Here is a 16183-nt window from a genome sequence, read left to right as displayed (position 1 = left end):
TTTTCATGGCGTTCACGGAAGCCAAATCCAAACGGGATCAGTCTGCCGTTTTTCGTCAACTCCAGCATTGGATTTCGAGTTTGCCCAATTATATCAAGGGTTTGTTTGGACAATTAAGCTGCGAAAGTTGAGTTTATAAAAAATTAGATCTGTGTATATGGCAAGACAATCGCGCACCACTTTTATCCTCCGCAGGTTACAAAGTGCTTGTTTCGAGTGTGATTAAACGCATCAATTGCATCTTTGCATCCTTGCTGTGATTGAGAAGGAGAAGCAGAACATCAACCCGGGACCGGACTACGTGATCCCTGCGGAAGCGATTCTCGTCGTGGCAGGGGAACGTCAGAATATCAAGCGCATGAAAGAAAATCTGATGAACAACTAAGACGCCGTCTGTGAATACAGCAAAGGCTGTCTGCCGCGGGGAATCGCGGGCAGACAGCCTTTATGGATATCTCTGTACAGGCGCGGTTAACGCTTCGGTGCACGAAATCCCGCCGCTTCAGCTTCTTCCGCTGTACAGAACATGAGCTCAGGGATCGTCGCGTCATAGTAACGGCTGCCGGGCTCGTGGTAGATGCGCTCGCCTTTGGAGTTGATATTGCCTTTGATCTGCGGGTCTTCACAGGAGGGTTCGTAGGAGTTGACGGAATCCTGCGTTTCTTGCGGCTTAGGCGCTGATCCCGCGGACGCGGCAGCTGCATCGCTCCACAATCCCGCACCGGCTGCCCTTGCCTCCTGTTCCCGTGCGACGAAGCGTTCGGCGAAGGTGACATCCGGCGGCACGGTCATCGTGTTCGCATATCCTTCCAGGAGCAGCCGTTCGTTGAACATCAACGGATCACCAGGCAGGAAGACGTAGCGCAGCAGCCGGCCGTAGCGATCCGTATCCGAGACGTCGGCGAAGAGGATCACTTCCTGATCCAACAGATGATCCGAGGCATACTGCTTGGCCTCCTCACCGTAAGCTTCGCTCTTCCCCTTGGTGATCTCCGGCGTGTTGACGCCGATGAGCCGCACCTTATGGCCGCTGGCCAGTTCGAAGGTGTCTCCGTCGATGATCCTGGTGACGATTTCCCGAACGTGAGCCTTGCCTTGCAGTTCGGGGTAGGCGGCGAGAATCTCAGCGGTGTCGTCCGATGCCGGGGTCTCTGCCGCGCAGCCGGCCGTGATCACCAGTGCTGCGATCCAACTTAGAAGTTTCATGAATCTCATAACCTTAGACGTCCTTTCCTTGCTGTCAAGCGGTTCATGTATAAAACGACCTATACCATCTTCATACTATAGTTACAGAAAGAAAATCGCAAGAATGAGAAGGGGCGCGGGTGATGACAGCAGCTGAGAACAGGCCGTTATTCGTGCAGAGTGATTTTACGATCCTTGCGGAATCCGATCACCCTGCGTATGAGGAAATTCGCAGCCAACTGAGTGAATATGCCGAGTTGATCAAAAATCCCGGCCGCATCCATACGTACCGCATGAGCCGGCTGACGCTCTGGAATGCGGCGGCTGCCGGGGTCCGTGCACGGGAGATCGTGCAATTCTTGGCGGACCACTGCAAGTTTACGATTCCGCAGAATGTCCGCAATGATATTTTCTATTTCGTTGATCGTTACGGGCTCGTCAAGATCATCCTGCGTGAAGGAAAGCTGTGCTTATACAGCAGCGATGAGCAGCTGCTTCAGTCGATCCTCCTGATGCCTTCTCTGGCCGAACTGCTCGCCGGCTCACTGGATGCCAGACATCTCATCATTCGTCCGGGACGGCGCGGGGAGATCAAGCGGGAACTAATCCGCATCGGCATCCCAGTGCAGGATCTGGCGGGCTATCATGACGGGGAAGCTCTGGAAGTTGAGCTGCGCAGGCAGGATCACCTGGGACGAAGCTTCCAGCTGCGTGATTATCAGCAGGAGGCGGTGGCCCGTTTCCTGTCGCCGGCATCAGGGGGGAGCGGGGTCGTTGTTCTGCCTTGCGGCGCAGGCAAGACGATCGTCGGCATCGGAGCGCTGGCGAGCCTGAAGTGCGCGACGCTGATCCTGACGACCAATGTGACGTCCGTCCGCCAATGGATCCGCGAACTGCTCGATAAGACCACCCTGACACCGGAAGATATCGGCGAGTATTCCGGCACGCGCAAGGAAGTACGGCCCGTCACCGTCGCCACCTATCAGATCCTCACGTACCGCAAGAGCAGAGACGAGCCGCTGCAGCATATGAATATCTTTCGAGAGAGGGACTGGGGCCTCATCATCTATGATGAGGTTCATCTGCTGCCCGCCCCTGTATTCCGAGCGACTGCTGAGCTGCAAGCGACGCGGCGGCTCGGCCTGACCGCTACGCTGGTGCGGGAAGACGGTTTGGAGGAGGATGTTTACTCCCTGGTTGGGCCGCGCTGTTATTACCGGTCATGGAAATCCCTCGAGAGCCAGGGCTGGATTGCACGCGTAACATGCAGGGAGATCCGTGTTCCGCTCTGTGCGGATACGGAGAGGCGGTATATCCAAGCGGACAATCGGCGCAAGATCCGCATCGCTGCCGAGAACCGCATGAAGCTGCCCGTGCTGGCATCCCTGCTGGAGCGGCATCAGGGGGAATCCGTGCTGATCATCGGCCAATATCTCGATCAGCTGAAAGCCGTTTCCAACACTTTCGGCGCCCCGATCATCAGCGGTGGGACGGCCCATGAAGAGCGGGAAGAGCTGTATGAAAGGTTCAAGCAGGGAGCGGTCCCCGTCTTGGTTGTATCGAAGGTGGCTAACTTTGCTGTTGATCTGCCCGATGCTTCTGTCGCCATTCAGATCTCCGGCAGCTTCGGATCGCGGCAGGAGGAAGCACAGCGGCTGGGGCGGATCCTGCGTCCGAAAGCAAGGGGAGAGGCGTATTTCTATACCTTGGTCTCGGAACATACCCGGGAGGAGGAATTCGCTCGTCGGAGGCAGCTCTTCCTCGTCGAGCAAGGGTATGCCTATGAACGTTCCCATGCGGAGGAGTGGTGTGCTCAGAAGCAGGAATCGGTCCTTACGCATGCGGAAAGGGAGGGAGCACTGTCTTGAGGAAGGGGCAGGCGAGTAAATATGAGGCTCTAGATCCGCTGGAGTGTCGGGCGCTGGACTTGATCCATCGCTGCTTTGGGCATTCGCCGTTCTCACTGGATACATACTTGCAAAGGGCTGGAGAAGCGGGTATTCCGGCTGAATGGCATCTCGGTCTGCTGAAGCTGTGCCGCAAACAGCTTGTTCATACGCTGTCGAGAACATGGGGAGAACGGCAGTACCAGCTGCCCGTATCGATCTACATGGATTATATGCAGCAGCCTGAGGACGCGCCCTTCGCCTCGCCGCTGCTGCTCGCCGCAGATCCGCACCGCAGGATGGGGGAGATTCTCTTCCTCGTGTTCCTGGAGATCGAGGCTGAGCCGCTTCGCTTAACGAGACAGGGCCGATTTCAGAAGCGCAGTCTGGACCTGCTGATCGCCAAAGTCGCTAAGTGCGGTAAGGAAGATGAAGGGGCACGCCGGCAGGTGCTGGAAGCCGTCGACCTCGGCCTGCGCATGCGGGTGCTGGTCATGGAACCGCCGCAGGTACGGGTGGATGAACGGCGTCTCTCGGCTTGGCTGGATATGGATGCAGCGGCGCGGGAAGAGCAGATGTTCCTGCTCTGGTACCGCGTGCACAGCCCGCGGCAGCCGCTTCTGCAGCGCTGGACGGCGGCTTTGTGGAAGTTCACCGGCGAGAAGTGGTGCCTGGACGATGCTGTGATCGGCGATGCAGGAGATGATGAGGAGACGAGGTCCGAGCTGAAAGCGTGGCTGGATCATCTCCAGCGCTCCGGCTGGCTCGAATCCGCGGTCGATGAGATGGGGCAGCGCTGGATCAGGCGAGTACCGCCGCTCGAGACGATGCCCCAGACCTTGATCGTGCAGAGGGATTATGAGATCATCGCCTATCCGCATACCTGTTTCAAGGTTCAGCATGCGCTTCATCGCTTCGCAGAACGGCTTGCTTGTGATGCGGTGCTGCGCTTTCGCCTGACAGCAGGCAGCGTGCGGCGGGCAAGTGAACAGGGATGGGATGCGGAGCGCATCCTTCGCTTCCTTGAAGCTCATAGCATGGATGAGATCGCAAGGTCCATCCGGCAAACCATTCGCGAATGGGAAGCAGGACGTTTCACGGTGCGCCTCGTCCCGGGAATGATCCTGCAAACGAACCGTGAACAGGATGCATCCTGGCTGGCGGCGCATGCAGAACAGCTTGGGCTTATGCGGCTGAATGAACAGGTTTGGTTTGCAGCAAGGGCTGAGCCGTCGCAGCTGGCATCCCTGCTCAGGGAATGCGGCATAGAAGCAGCCATGGATGCTCCAGCCGGGAAGGGGGAACTGGAGGAAGCCGCGCTGGATCTCAGGCATGACCAAGGAAGCGAGGCTTCCGTGTCCTTCATCGATGAAGCGGCTTTGGCGCCGCAGGCGCCGGGGCTTTTCACTCCCAGGGATGCAAGCGCGGTTCATGCACTGGCGCCGCCGAAGGATGTGATCGAAGAGGTTTATCCGGATGTGGAGCAGATTCCGTCGATCTGGTATGAACAATACCGCCGTTACCATCCGTCCACGAGCAGAGCTTTGCTGGAACAGGCGATCCGTTGGCGCACGGCGGTGCGGCTTCGGGCAGCAGATAAGGAATTCGATTTTGTGCCGAGTTCGATTGTGGATACGGGGACTTCATTCAAGGTGTACGGCAGTTCAGGAGCGGAACGCAAACAACTGGAATTACGAGATATCGAGCAGCTTAAGCTCCTTATGCCGGGATTCTGGGAATAAGAAAAGGGATTCCCAAATTTCAATTTCATGCTATGATGATAGAGGAACATGCTGTAATAAGGAGGGAAATGCCGATGCAAACAGCTGAGATTCAGTCTCTGGACACGGCCCAGGTACTTCTTATGGCCTATGAGCTGGGAGATATGGTGACGAACTCCCAGGAAGTCGCCGAGTACTTGAAGTGGCAGAAGATCGTCCAATCCAGTCCAGAGATTCAGGAGAAGATTCGGGATTTTACGAGGAAAAAAGAAATGTTTGCGGAATGTGAGCGTTTCGGACATTTCCATCCTGAATATCACCGCGCGCTGGAAGAAGCGAAGGAAGCGGAGAAGGAACTGGAAAAGTTCGAAGCGGTTAGACGATATAAAGAAGCAGAGAAGAACCTGGATGAACTTCTCTATGATCTGTCCAAGACCATCGCCCATGCCGTCTCGGAATCGATTAAAGTGCCGAGCAATAATCCGCTGCCTGTCAGCGGTTGCGGGAGCGGCGGGGCGTGCCGCTGTGGATGAGGTTTTTCTTGCATAGTCTGATAGTCTTAAAGAATTATAGCTTTTGAGGTAAAGAAGGGATTAATATGTTGTTTCCTGAACGAACGGGCTTGATCATTTGGACGAAAGACCTAAAGCCTGCAAGAACCTTTGAGAAATACGGCAACGTTCATTATATATCCAAGAAGATGCGATATGTGGTTCTGTACGTGGACGCAGCAGAAGCTGATCGCATCATCGCTCAGTTGGAGAAACTGCCGTACGTCAAAAGTGTCGAACGATCTCTAAGGGGAGAGATTCCCACGGAGTTCAACAGCAGCACTAGTTCAAGCAGCAGCGACGGCAGAGATGAGCAAGTTGAACAAGCTGATGAAGCTGATCAATCTAAGGCGTTCACCTATCATTCATAACCATTCTAACCATTCATCACACAGACAACCTTTACATTTCCAATTGTGATATCCCCCCTTGAAAAACGCGCAAAAAGTCGATTGATGTCACTAATCATCGCTTTTTCGCGTTTTTTTGTTGTGCAAAAGCGCTTATAGATTTATAATAGAAAATAATAGTATTCATATCCTAGTTATAAATACCCATCATCGAAGGGGGAGCCGTAATGAAGGATGCGACCATGGAACGATGGAGTACATATGAACCATTTTATGTGGAGCTAGGTAGGTATAAAGTATCGGATATCGTCATCACCAATCATGCCCGCATGCGCTGGGAAAGCCGCGTGGAATCGAAGAAGACCGGATACGCGGATATCTGCGCGTTCCTGTGGGAACGATTGAAGAAGGGCCGCATCGAACCGTACTATCGCAAGGAAGAGGATGTGTATGTCGTTGACGATGACTTGGTGATGGTGGCGGAATTCTCGGAAATGGAAGACGAGACGGATCTCGCCGGAGGTCCTGTACACAAGATGATCGTGGTGACTTTCCTTGGCCGCATGTCTGAGACGATGGAATTAAGAGATCTTCGCACCTACTATTCATGGCTCCGGCATTCCCGTCGGATGACCTTGGTGAAGAGTGCGCGTAAGAGAAGATAAGCCCATAGATCTGCTAATCTAACATTTCTGCTGCCGGATCTTGTGCACGGCGGCGGTTTGCTGGCGTTCAGTGATTGCTGAGCGCTTTCTTATTTTGGAGAGAGAACTGCAGAGGCAGGATCATAGCTGAGGACGGCAGTTGCCATGAGGGATGATGAAAGACGATCTGACAGACGGTACATAAAGGATTCTCTGGTAAGGGATGGAGGGAATTCTGTCGCGGGGCGGGAAATATTGTGCTAAAATATAAGAATAGTTTATATAAGGAGGAAGCGGCGTGGCCCTGAACTTCCATCATCTTCATATCTTCCATACCGTCGCTGTCTACGGGAGCTTCTCAGCGGCGGCCCAATCCCTCAGCATGACGCAGCCGGCGGTGACGATGCAGGTGCAGGCTTTAGAAGAATACTTCGGCGTGAAGCTGTTCCATCGCACGACGAAGCGGGTTGAGCTCTCCGATGCGGGGAAGGCGCTGCTTCCCTATGCACGGCAAGCGGTCGCCTTGATGAAGGAAACGGAGCAGGCGATGGCCGGCTACACGGAGATGCTGAAGGGTAAACTGCAGCTCGGTGCAAGTTTGACGATCGGCGAGTACATCCTCCCCAGATTATTAGGTCCGTTCGCCCGGGAATATCCCGATATTATGATCAGCCTGAAGGTGTTCAATACGGCGCAGATCGTCGAAGAGATCGTGAACCATCAGCTGACCTTCGGCTTAGTGGAGGCGCCGGTCGAGCATCCCGAGATTCATTCCGATGTGGTGCTGAGTGATGAGCTGCTGTTGATCATACCGCCGGACCATCCGCTGCGAGACGTGGAGGAACCGACTTTTGAGCAGCTGATCGATCATCCCTTCGTGCTTCGCGAGCAGGGTTCAGGAACGCGGCAGGTGATGGAACAGGAGATGCGGGCAGGCGGGCACGACCCGCAGCAGTTGAAGATCGTCATGGAGCTGGGCAGCACAGGGGCCGTGAAGTCCGCTGTGGAGGCGGGTCTCGGATTGTCTGTGCTTTCCCGCTCGGCGGTGCGGAATGAATCGGTATTGGGGACGATCGTAACGAAGCGCATTCGAGGACTGAATTTCATGCGGGATTTCCATGCCGTTTACCTCAAATCGACGCTGCTGCCCCTTGCGGCAGTTACATTTATGACCTTTTTGAAAAAACATGATCTGGATCAATGGCTCTAGACGGCATAGTCTTATCCATGATCCGCCCCATGGTCTGATCCAATGCTGCTGCCATGCGCGGTATGAATACCCGTATATCACCGGATTGAAAACGCTGAATACTGTAAATCAAGGAAGTCCGATTGAGTGCCCGGTTTTGGTGCAGTTGGCTGTGGCTGTGGCTGGTCAGTGTAAACATTCGAGCAGGCCTGTGTCAGTAACCGGAGTGCCATGCCTGTGATCAGGGTTTCGTAAGGATCTGCTGCAGCAGATCCAGCGGTTGTTTCCGGTGTCCAATTGTTGAAGGAGGGACCTTTATGATACGCAAAGCAATCATTCCCGCAGCCGGATTAGGGACAAGATTCTTGCCGGCGACGAAAGCGCAGCCGAAGGAGATGCTGCCGATCGTCGACAAACCTGCCATCCAATACATCGTCGAAGAGGCGATTGAATCGGGCGTAGAGGATATCATCATCGTTACGGGGAAGCACAAGCGCGCCATCGAGGATCACTTTGATAAATCGATTGAGCTGGAATTGATGTTGGAGGAGAAGGGGAATCAGAAAATGCTGGAGATGGTGCAGCAGATCTCGAATTTGGCGGATATTCACTATATTCGTCAGAAGCAGCCCCTGGGTCTAGGTCATGCCGTATTGTGCGCGCGCAAGTTCATCGGCAATGAACCCTTCGCCGTGCTGCTGGGCGACGACATCATCATGTCGAAGACGCCGACCTTGAAGTCGATGATCGATATGTATAATCAGCACCGGACGTCGGTGATCGGCTCGATGATGGTGAGTCCCGCAGAAGTGGATCGATACGGCATCATCTCGCCTGAAGAGGAGGACGGGATCATCAAGATCCGCGATCTGGTAGAGAAACCGCAGCCCGATCAAGCACCTTCGAATCTGGCGGTGATCGGCAGATACATCATCGAACCGGAGATTTTCTCGATCTTGGAGCAAGCGAAGCCGGGCAAGGGCGGGGAGATTCAGCTGACCGATGCCCTGCGCGTGCTGAATCAGCAGAAACAGATGATCGCTTATCCTCTGGAGGGCGTGCGCTATGATATCGGGGATAAGTTCGGCTATATCAAAGCGACGGTGGATATCGCCCTCGAGCGGCCGGAGCTGGCGGAGCAGGTGCGGGAATACCTCACCTCCCTTGTCCAAAGCTGGGGACAAAGGAGATGAGACGAATGCGCGTCAACCGCTGGACGATTCGCCCGAACAGCGTTCCAACTGTGCGATGTATGCTTCATCCGGTGTGATATATAATGTCTTCTGATGATCGTAGATGACGAAGCCCGGCTTTGCACCGTTCGGTTTATGCACATGTTTGATCAGGGTATAATCGACCGGAACCTGGCTGGATCCGCGGGCCTGACTGTAATAGGCGGCCAGCTGCGCGGCGGCATATAGTGTCTCTTCACCGAAGTTTGCGCTGCGGATGACGACGTGGGAACCCGGAATATCCTTCGTATGCAGCCATGTATCCGACGGGCGGGCAAGGCGGTTGGTCACATAATCGTTCTGCGCGTTGTTCTTGCCCACATAGATCACGATCCCTTCCGGGGATTGATAACAGAGGGGAGTCGGCTTAGCCGGCTTCTTTTTTTTTGTGACCGGGGGTACTGCGCTGCCGCACATAGCCCTGGGAAGCGAGTTCATCGCGGATCTCATCGATGTCGTCCAAGGTCGCATCGGTGAGCTGATGGATCAAGGTCTCAAGATAGGCGATCTCCTGCCGGGTGGTTTCGATCTGCTCTTGGACCGCGGTCTGGCTGTTCTTCAACTTGTTATACCGCTTGTAATAGCGCTGGGCGTTTTCTGCCGGCGACAGCTTCGGATCCAGCGGGATCGTAATCGTCGGCTGGGCTTCATCATAATAATCGATGACCTCCGCTTCTGACTGGCCGCGGCTGATCGTATGCAACGATGCCGTTAGCAGTTCGCCGAGCTTCCGATAATGGTCGGCGCCCTCGGCTTCTTTAAGAGATTCGTATAATTTCTCGAGTTTCTTCTCGTTCTTGTTCAGTTCATTCGTCAGGATCCTCATCAGATCGGCTGTCTTCTGCTTGACCAGATCGCGCTGCGCCTTCTCGCTGAAATAGTCGGTCAGGCAAGCGCTGATGGAATCAAAGGGCTGCAGCCTGCCTTCGATATGGGTTAGGGCAAACGCTGAGAAGACCGGCTTCCCGTCTTCTTGTTCCAGAATGCAGGGTTCATATTGATGATTCCGCAGTACGCTCTGGAAGTCCCTTAGTGCCGCGATCAGACCTTCGCCTTGTACGGCGCGGTGGATGATCTCCCGGGCTGTGAGCGGTCCGATTCCGCTGAAGCTGCCCATCACCCGGCGTTCAACGGCTGCGGTGAGCTCCGAAGGCGAGAGTTTGTCGTATTCGATATGGGTATGCAGCTCAGACGCGGGAATCTCCAGTAGATTGACCTTGTCCTGAGCGGGCGGAGGGGTGTAGGCCGCACCGGGCATGACGATGCGGTAGCTGCTGATCGCCGGTGTGACGTGATGGATGCCGTCGAGGATCTGATCCGTGTTCGCATCGACGAGGATGATGTTGCTGTGCCGGCCCATGAGCTCGATGATGAGCTTCTTATGGCTTAGATCGCCGATCTCGTCCCGCTGTCTGACATACATATGAATGATGCGTTCCATGCCGACTTGTTCGATGCGTTCGATGATGCCGTTCTCGCAGTGCTTGCGCAGCAGCATGCAGAACATCGGTGCTTCAAGCGGATTGATGAAATGTTCGTTCGTCAGATGAGCGCGCGGCATGCTTGGATTGGCAGACAGGATGAGCTTGTGATTCCTGCCGCCGGCGCGGATCTGCATGACGATGTCGTGTTCGCTGGGCTGGTGTATCTTGTGAATGCGGCCGTCCGTAAGCTGCTGAAGTTCATGGACAACCGCGCGGACTGCTACGCCGTCTAAGGACATGGGATTCACCTCTTTATCTTTATACCTTTATCTTTGTAAGGATCTCTTTGTGTTAATCGGGAGGCTTCGAGCTCGATGACCCGATGTCGATGATCGGATGAGCTAAACTCCATGATGCCATACTTTTCGCCAAGAAAAAAGTGATGGAATTCGGCAAGCAGAAGCCGGCGCTATATTTTGTCCGCGACTGGGATATTTCGCAGCTTGTCAGAATACACATACGGTAGACAGGTTGTGGGGGCGTCGGCCGGAGTTGACGCTTTCGCTGGAACTCTACAAGGAGGGAAATCGATGAGTCAGCAAAGGTGGCATCAATTGAGCACGCAAGATGTGATCCGATTACAGAAAACGGATGCGTTAAGCGGATTATCTGACAGAGAAGCGAAGCGAAGGCTGGAAGCAGCCGGTCCGAATGTTCTAAGCGAAGGGGTTCGCATATCACCTATCGTGCTTCTGTTGAATCAATTCAAGGACTTCATGGTGCTGGTACTGGTCGGTGCCACGCTCATCTCCGGGCTGCTCGGCGAGTATCTGGATGCGATCACGATCCTGGCGATCATCGTGATGAACGGGATCCTTGGGTTCATCCAAGAATACCGCGCGGAGAAATCACTGCGGGCGTTGAAGGAGCTTTCGGCACCTACGGCCAAGGTCATCCGCAATGGCGAAGTGAACGAGGTCGGAGCACATACCCTTGTCCCCGGCGATATCATCCTGCTCGAGAGCGGCGATCGCATCCCGGCGGATGTACGGTTTCTAGAAGTAAACAGCTTATATGTGGAGGAATCGGCGCTGACCGGCGAGTCCGTCCCAGTCAACAAGCGGATCGATACGATCTTAGAAGAAGACGCGCCGCTCGGCGATCGGCGCAACCTTGGTTTCCTGGGCACGATGGTAACGCGGGGGACGGCAAGGGCGGTGGTGATCGCCACCGGCATGGATACGGAGATGGGCAAGATCGCTGATCTGATTCAGACGACGGATGCGATGGCTACACCCCTGCAGCATCGCTTGGAACAGCTGGGTAAGCTGCTGATCGTCATCGCTTTGGCGCTGACTGTGATGGTTGTGGCAGCGGGAATTATGCATGGACAGCCGGCTTACGGCATGTTCCTGGCCGGTGTCAGCCTGGCCGTGGCGGCAATCCCCGAAGGTCTGCCGGCGATCGTTACCATCGCTCTAGCCCTCGGTGTGCAGCGGATGATCAAGCGCAAGGCGATCGTGCGCAAACTCCCCTCCGTCGAAACCTTGGGCTGTGCGTCGGTGATCTGCTCTGATAAGACGGGGACGCTAACCCAGAATAAGATGACCGTCACCCATCTATGGAGCGGCGGCTCTCTATATGAAGTGTCGGGTTTGGGATATGAGCCGTACGGCGAGATCACACAGCAGGGCAAGCGAATCGACGCAAGGCGGGATTCCGCCCTCAGGCGTCTGCTGCAGGTCGGCGTGCTCTGCAACAATGCCGTCTTGGTCGAGCAATCAGGGGAGGCTGTCGCCCCTAAAGCAGCGATGAAAGCCGCAAAGGAAGGGAAATCCGCTGCCTCCCCGGGAACGAAGAAAACCTGCGATATTAAAGGAGATCCCACGGAGGGAGCACTGCTGGTATTGGGCAGTAAGGCCGGCATGACTCGTCAGTCCCTGGCTGGGATGTATACGCGGGTGAAGGAATTTCCCTTTGATGCGGAGCGGAAACGCATGTCCGTCGTCGTCCAGCATCAAGGCGGGCGGATCGTCTGCGTCAAAGGGGCGCCTGATCTGCTCCTTGACCAATGTTCCTATATTCTATGGGAAGGCAATGTGGTGCCGCTGACCGGAACGCTGCGGCAGAAGATGATGGCCGCCAACGAAGCGATGGCTAAACAGGCACTTCGCGTGCTGGCATTGGCTTACAGGGACGTGAAGGAACACGAAAGCTGCGACACGGAGGAAGAAGCGGAACGGGGCCTGACCTTGATCGGGCTGGCCGGGATGATCGACCCGCCGCGGGAAGAAGTCAAGGATGCAATCCTGACCTGCAAACAGGCGGGGATCAAGACGGTGATGATTACCGGCGACCATCAGTTGACGGCGGAGGCGATCGCCAAGCAGCTGGGCATCCTGCCGAGAAACGGCAAGGTGATTAACGGCAAGCAGCTGGCAGCGATGAGCGATGAGGACTTAGATGAGAAGGTGGATCAGATCTATGTCTTCGCCAGAGTAGCGCCGGAGCATAAACTGCGCATCGTAAAGTCTCTGCAGCGCCGCGGTCATGTCGTCGCCATGACCGGCGACGGCGTGAACGATGCGCCGGCGATCAAAGCGGCGGATATCGGCATCGCGATGGGGATCACCGGCACCGATGTGTCGAAGGAAGCCTCCTCCCTCGTGCTCAGCGATGATAATTTTGCCACGATCGTCGCTGCAATCGAGGAAGGACGCAATATCTATGAGAATATCCGGAAGTTTATTCGCTATCTGCTGGCATCCAATGTCGGCGAGATCCTCGTCATGTTCATCGCGATGATGCTGGGGATGCCGCTGCCCCTCGTGCCGATCATGATCCTCTGGGTGAACCTGGTCACCGACGGTCTGCCGGCGATGGCTCTAGGCATCGATCCGTCTGAATCCGATCTGATGAAGCAGAAGCCTCGTCCGGCCAAGGAGAACATCTTCGCCCGCCGTCTCGGCTGGAAGATTCTAAGCCGCGGCGTCTTGATCGGACTCTGCACTTTGGCCGCCTTCTGGCTGACGCTGAAGTCCGAGCCGGATCACCTGTCCCTGGCGCAGACCGTTGCCTTCGCAACGCTGGTCATGGCACAGCTGATTCATGTCTTCGACTGCCGCAGTTCACGTTCGATCTTCCATCGCAACGTGTTCGAGAACAAGTATCTCGTGCTTGCGGTGCTCTCATCGATTGGGCTCCTGCTCGGCGTCATCTACATCGATGCACTGCAGCCGGTGTTCAAAACCGTCGATCTCGGTATCCGGGAATGGGCGCTGGTCCTGGTGTTCGCAGGCATTCCGACCTTCCTGATGGGAGCGGGCAGCGTGCTGCGCGGCGGTGCGCCGAAGAAGAAGAAAATCATCTACGGCGGCGGCATGCCCGGCAGCAAGTCCAACCCCGTCATTCGATAGGATCAGCAGCCGCAGGATCGTCGGCGGGATGATCGAGCAGGCAGGATGATCGAGCGGGAAGATCTCAAACAGGATGATTGTATCGAATCCGTCAGAATAAGTCTGGCGGATTTGAATTTTATCCTATAACTAGGATAAACTCTTGGGAGTTGGTGTGTTCACTAAGGGTTTTGATCTAAAAATCGTATAAAAACCTAAGAAAGAGTGCACCGATGAAGGATTTTGTCCTAAAATTCGTACAAAAACTGAAAAGTGTGCATGAGCAGAGGTTTATGTCCTAATAATCGGTCAAAACCCTAATGAGGCACCCCGTTCAGAACCTGTTTATACGAAATTTCGTATAACATGCATAGGATGTGCTCAACCGCTGGTGCGTCCTTATGCATTCTTATGAATTGTAAGCCAGTATGAGGAATTGTTCATGATAGAGTCAAAATTCCGAGTAAGATACTCTTATTTTTCCTGGAGCTTTGTGTTACCATTAAGAATATTAAATTTACCGATAAGATATTGGTGGGGATGAAGATGAAACAAGATTTGCGCAGCGCCCTCAGGGAGAGAGTCATCATCGGTGACGGTGCGATGGGCACTTATCTATATCAGCTTGGATTTCCCGTGGGAATCTCCTATGAGGAGATCAATCTGACGAAGCCGGAAGTGATCGCGGATGTGCACCGCCGTTATTACGAAGCGGGAGCGCGTCTGATCGAGACGAATACCTTCTCAGCGAACCGCGAGAAGCTGTCGAAGTATGGACTTGAAGATGAAGTGGAGAATATCAACCGCGCCGCGGTGCGCATCGCCCGCCAGGCGGCGGGTGACGATGCCTACATAGCGGGTGCCGTCGGATCGATTCGCGGCGGCAGGCGGAGCGATATTGCGGTTGAGGAACTGCGCCGGAATTTTGACCAGCAGATCCGCGTGCTGATCGAAGAGGGCGTCGATGCGATTCTCCTGGAGACGTTCTACGATCTGGAAGAGATGCTGCTTGCACTCAGCGTTGTTCGCGGAATAAGCAGTGATCTTCCGGTGATCGCCCAATTCGCTATGGAAGATGTGGGACGGACCCAGGACGGGTATACCGTGCAGGAAGCTTTTGATCAGGCCGTTCAGAGCGGTGCTGACATCGTCGGCTTCAACTGCCGCAGCGGTCCCTATGGCATCATGCGGGCGATGGATAAGCTGCGGGATCGGCAGCCTGTGCCGATGTCCGTGTTCCCGAACGCCGGGATCCCCGATCTCGTCGACGGCCGGGTGGAATTCATCGCGACGCCGGGTTATTTCGCTGAATGCGCCGTGATGTTTGCCGAGCGCGGCATGCGCATCATCGGCGGCTGCTGCGGCACGACACCGGAGCATATCGCCGCCATGGCGCAGGCGCTGCAAGGACGGGATCTGAAGAGCTTGGCCGGGCAAGGTGTGAGAGCAAGTGAGCCGGGCGCAAGCGGCGCGGATGAAACGAAGGCAGAGACGGCAGCGCTCGATCGACCGACCCGAGGGCGGGTTATCGTGGGTGAAGAACCGGAGGCACCGGCATCCGGATCGGCAGCCGAGGCCGTTAAGCAGCCGCCGCGGGAGCCGTCGATCGTCGAGCTCGTTCGGCAGCGCCATACGGTGATCGTCGAGCTTGACCCGCCGCGGGATCTGACGATCGATCGCTTCATGCGCGGAGCAGAAGCGCTGCGCGATGCGGGGGCGGATATGATCACCCTGGCGGACAACTCCTTGGCCGTCACCCGCATGAACAACATGGCTCTCGGCCATCTGATGCATGAGCGCGTCGGCATCCGGCCGCTAGTTCATATCGCTTGCCGCGACCGCAATCTGATCGGCACACAGTCGCATATGATGGGCCTTCATGCGCTCGGAATCGACCACGTGCTGGCGGTTACGGGAGATCCGGCGCGGATCGGGGATTTGCCGGGATCAAGTTCGGTATATGATCTGACTTCCTTTGAGATGATTCGCATGATCAAACAGCTGAACGAGGGCATCGCCTTCTCCGGCAAGCCGCTGAAACAGCGCGCCAACTTCGTCGTCGGTGCAGCCTTTAACCCGAACGTGAAGCATCTCGACAAGGCGGTCAAACGCTTGGAACGCAAGGTGGAAGCCGGCGCGGACTTCATCATGACGCAGCCGGTCTACGATCCTGCTCTGTTCCAGCAGATCGCCGAGATGACGGAGCATATTCCGATTCCGATCTTTATCGGGATCATGCCTCTGGCATCCGGCCGCAACGCGGAATTCCTGCACAACGAAGTGCCGGGGATCAAGCTGTCCGACGATGTGCGGGCTCGCATGGCCGGCCTGGAAGGAGAAGATGGCAGAAAGGCCGGCGTGGCGATCGCCAAGGAACTTCTGGACGAAGCGATGCGCTGGTTCAAGGGCATCTATCTGATGACACCGTTCTTGGCCTACGAGATGACGGTGCAGCTGGTAGAGCATGTATGGGAAGCGGTGCCTCGCTATGCGCCGAACCAATCTTAATTCAGGCTTTAGCAAGGGTACAAGGGTTCAGCCGCGGGACAAGAAGTCCGTCCGGTTGAACCCCCTTTGCTGTGGTCTGGAAATCCGTTTCAATTGTG

10 protein-coding genes and 2 pseudogenes are annotated in these 16183 nt (G+C 55.4%); 10 read left to right on the top strand and 2 right to left on the bottom strand.

The genetic code is table 11. The features are described from left to right. The first annotated feature begins 256 nt into the window (after positions 1-256). A complete protein-coding gene (locus tag PRECH8_RS14605; RefSeq protein WP_276569091.1) occupies positions 257-385 on the top strand; it encodes a TrkA C-terminal domain-containing protein in 129 nt (42 codons plus the stop codon). A gap of 86 nt (positions 386-471) precedes the next feature. Here the strand turns inward: PRECH8_RS14605 and PRECH8_RS05480 are convergent, their stop codons facing one another. Further along, positions 472-1206 carry a thermonuclease family protein gene (locus PRECH8_RS05480; protein ID WP_200966077.1) on the bottom strand — a complete coding sequence of 245 codons (735 nt, stop codon included), beginning with the start codon at positions 1204-1206 and terminating at the stop codon, positions 472-474. A 122-nt stretch (positions 1207-1328) separates the two neighbouring features. On the opposite strand from PRECH8_RS05480, the gene PRECH8_RS05475 reads away from it, so the two are divergent. From PRECH8_RS05475 to galU, 7 genes and pseudogenes are all read left to right on the top strand, one after another. Beyond that, positions 1329-3053: a DNA repair helicase XPB gene (locus tag PRECH8_RS05475; RefSeq protein WP_200966076.1), complete on the top strand. Its 1725-nt coding sequence runs from the start codon at positions 1329-1331 to the stop codon at positions 3051-3053. After that, positions 3050-4813, top strand: a complete 1764-nt coding sequence (locus PRECH8_RS05470) for a helicase-associated domain-containing protein (RefSeq protein WP_200966075.1) — start codon at positions 3050-3052, stop codon at positions 4811-4813. The genes PRECH8_RS05475 and PRECH8_RS05470 overlap by 4 nt, the downstream gene beginning before the upstream one ends. Before the next feature lie 74 nt (positions 4814-4887). Next, positions 4888-5325, top strand: coding sequence for a YlbF/YmcA family competence regulator (locus PRECH8_RS05465; RefSeq protein WP_200966074.1), 438 nt, complete (start codon positions 4888-4890; stop codon positions 5323-5325). Between the two features lie 68 nt (positions 5326-5393). After that, positions 5394-5618 (top strand): annotated as a pseudogene (locus PRECH8_RS05460) (YlbG family protein); the annotation flags it as partial. A 302-nt stretch (positions 5619-5920) separates the two neighbouring features. Next, positions 5921-6358 carry a hypothetical protein gene (locus PRECH8_RS05455; protein WP_200966073.1) on the top strand — a complete coding sequence of 146 codons (438 nt, stop codon included), beginning with the start codon at positions 5921-5923 and terminating at the stop codon, positions 6356-6358. Positions 6359-6635: 277 nt separating this feature from the next. Beyond that, entirely contained in the window at positions 6636-7547 is a 912-nt protein-coding gene (locus tag PRECH8_RS05450; protein WP_200966072.1) for a selenium metabolism-associated LysR family transcriptional regulator, read from the top strand. 296 nt (positions 7548-7843) lie between these two features. Then, on the top strand, positions 7844-8719 hold the full coding sequence (galU, locus tag PRECH8_RS05445) for a UTP--glucose-1-phosphate uridylyltransferase GalU (RefSeq protein ID WP_200966071.1): 876 nt from the start codon (positions 7844-7846) through the stop codon (positions 8717-8719). A gap of 12 nt (positions 8720-8731) precedes the next feature. Here galU and PRECH8_RS05440 read toward each other — a convergent pair. After that, positions 8732-10481 (bottom strand): annotated as a pseudogene (locus PRECH8_RS05440) (Rqc2 family fibronectin-binding protein). Between the two features lie 291 nt (positions 10482-10772). Here PRECH8_RS05440 and PRECH8_RS05435 point away from each other — a divergent pair. Both PRECH8_RS05435 and PRECH8_RS05430 read left to right on the top strand, forming a co-directional pair. After that, a complete protein-coding gene (locus tag PRECH8_RS05435; RefSeq protein ID WP_200966070.1) occupies positions 10773-13598 on the top strand; it encodes a calcium-translocating P-type ATPase, SERCA-type in 2826 nt (941 codons plus the stop codon). Positions 13599-14123: 525 nt separating this feature from the next. Continuing rightward, positions 14124-16085 carry a bifunctional homocysteine S-methyltransferase/methylenetetrahydrofolate reductase gene (locus PRECH8_RS05430; protein ID WP_200966069.1) on the top strand — a complete coding sequence of 654 codons (1962 nt, stop codon included), beginning with the start codon at positions 14124-14126 and terminating at the stop codon, positions 16083-16085. Positions 16086-16183: the final 98 nt, after the last annotated feature.

The sequence above is a fragment of the Insulibacter thermoxylanivorax genome (genome assembly GCF_015472005.1).
In the GTDB taxonomy this organism is placed as follows: Bacteria; Bacillota; Bacilli; order Paenibacillales; family DA-C8; genus Insulibacter; species Insulibacter thermoxylanivorax.
Note: the sequence above shows the minus strand (reverse complement) of the source record. Positions and strands in the feature narration are given on the sequence as shown.

What these genes read in the sequence shown, in the direction of transcription:
- PRECH8_RS05480 (WP_200966077.1), bottom strand. Translation starts at nt 1,206, where the DNA reads ATGAAACTTCTAAGTTGGATCGCAGCACTGGTGATCACGGCCGGCTGC.
- PRECH8_RS05475 (WP_200966076.1), top strand. Translation starts at nt 1,329, where the DNA reads ATGACAGCAGCTGAGAACAGGCCGTTATTCGTGCAGAGTGATTTTACG.
- PRECH8_RS05465 (WP_200966074.1), top strand. Translation starts at nt 4,888, where the DNA reads ATGCAAACAGCTGAGATTCAGTCTCTGGACACGGCCCAGGTACTTCTT.
- PRECH8_RS05455 (WP_200966073.1), top strand. Translation starts at nt 5,921, where the DNA reads ATGAAGGATGCGACCATGGAACGATGGAGTACATATGAACCATTTTAT.
- galU (WP_200966071.1), top strand. Translation starts at nt 7,844, where the DNA reads ATGATACGCAAAGCAATCATTCCCGCAGCCGGATTAGGGACAAGATTC.
- PRECH8_RS05435 (WP_200966070.1), top strand. Translation starts at nt 10,773, where the DNA reads ATGAGTCAGCAAAGGTGGCATCAATTGAGCACGCAAGATGTGATCCGA.
- PRECH8_RS05430 (WP_200966069.1), top strand. Translation starts at nt 14,124, where the DNA reads ATGAAACAAGATTTGCGCAGCGCCCTCAGGGAGAGAGTCATCATCGGT.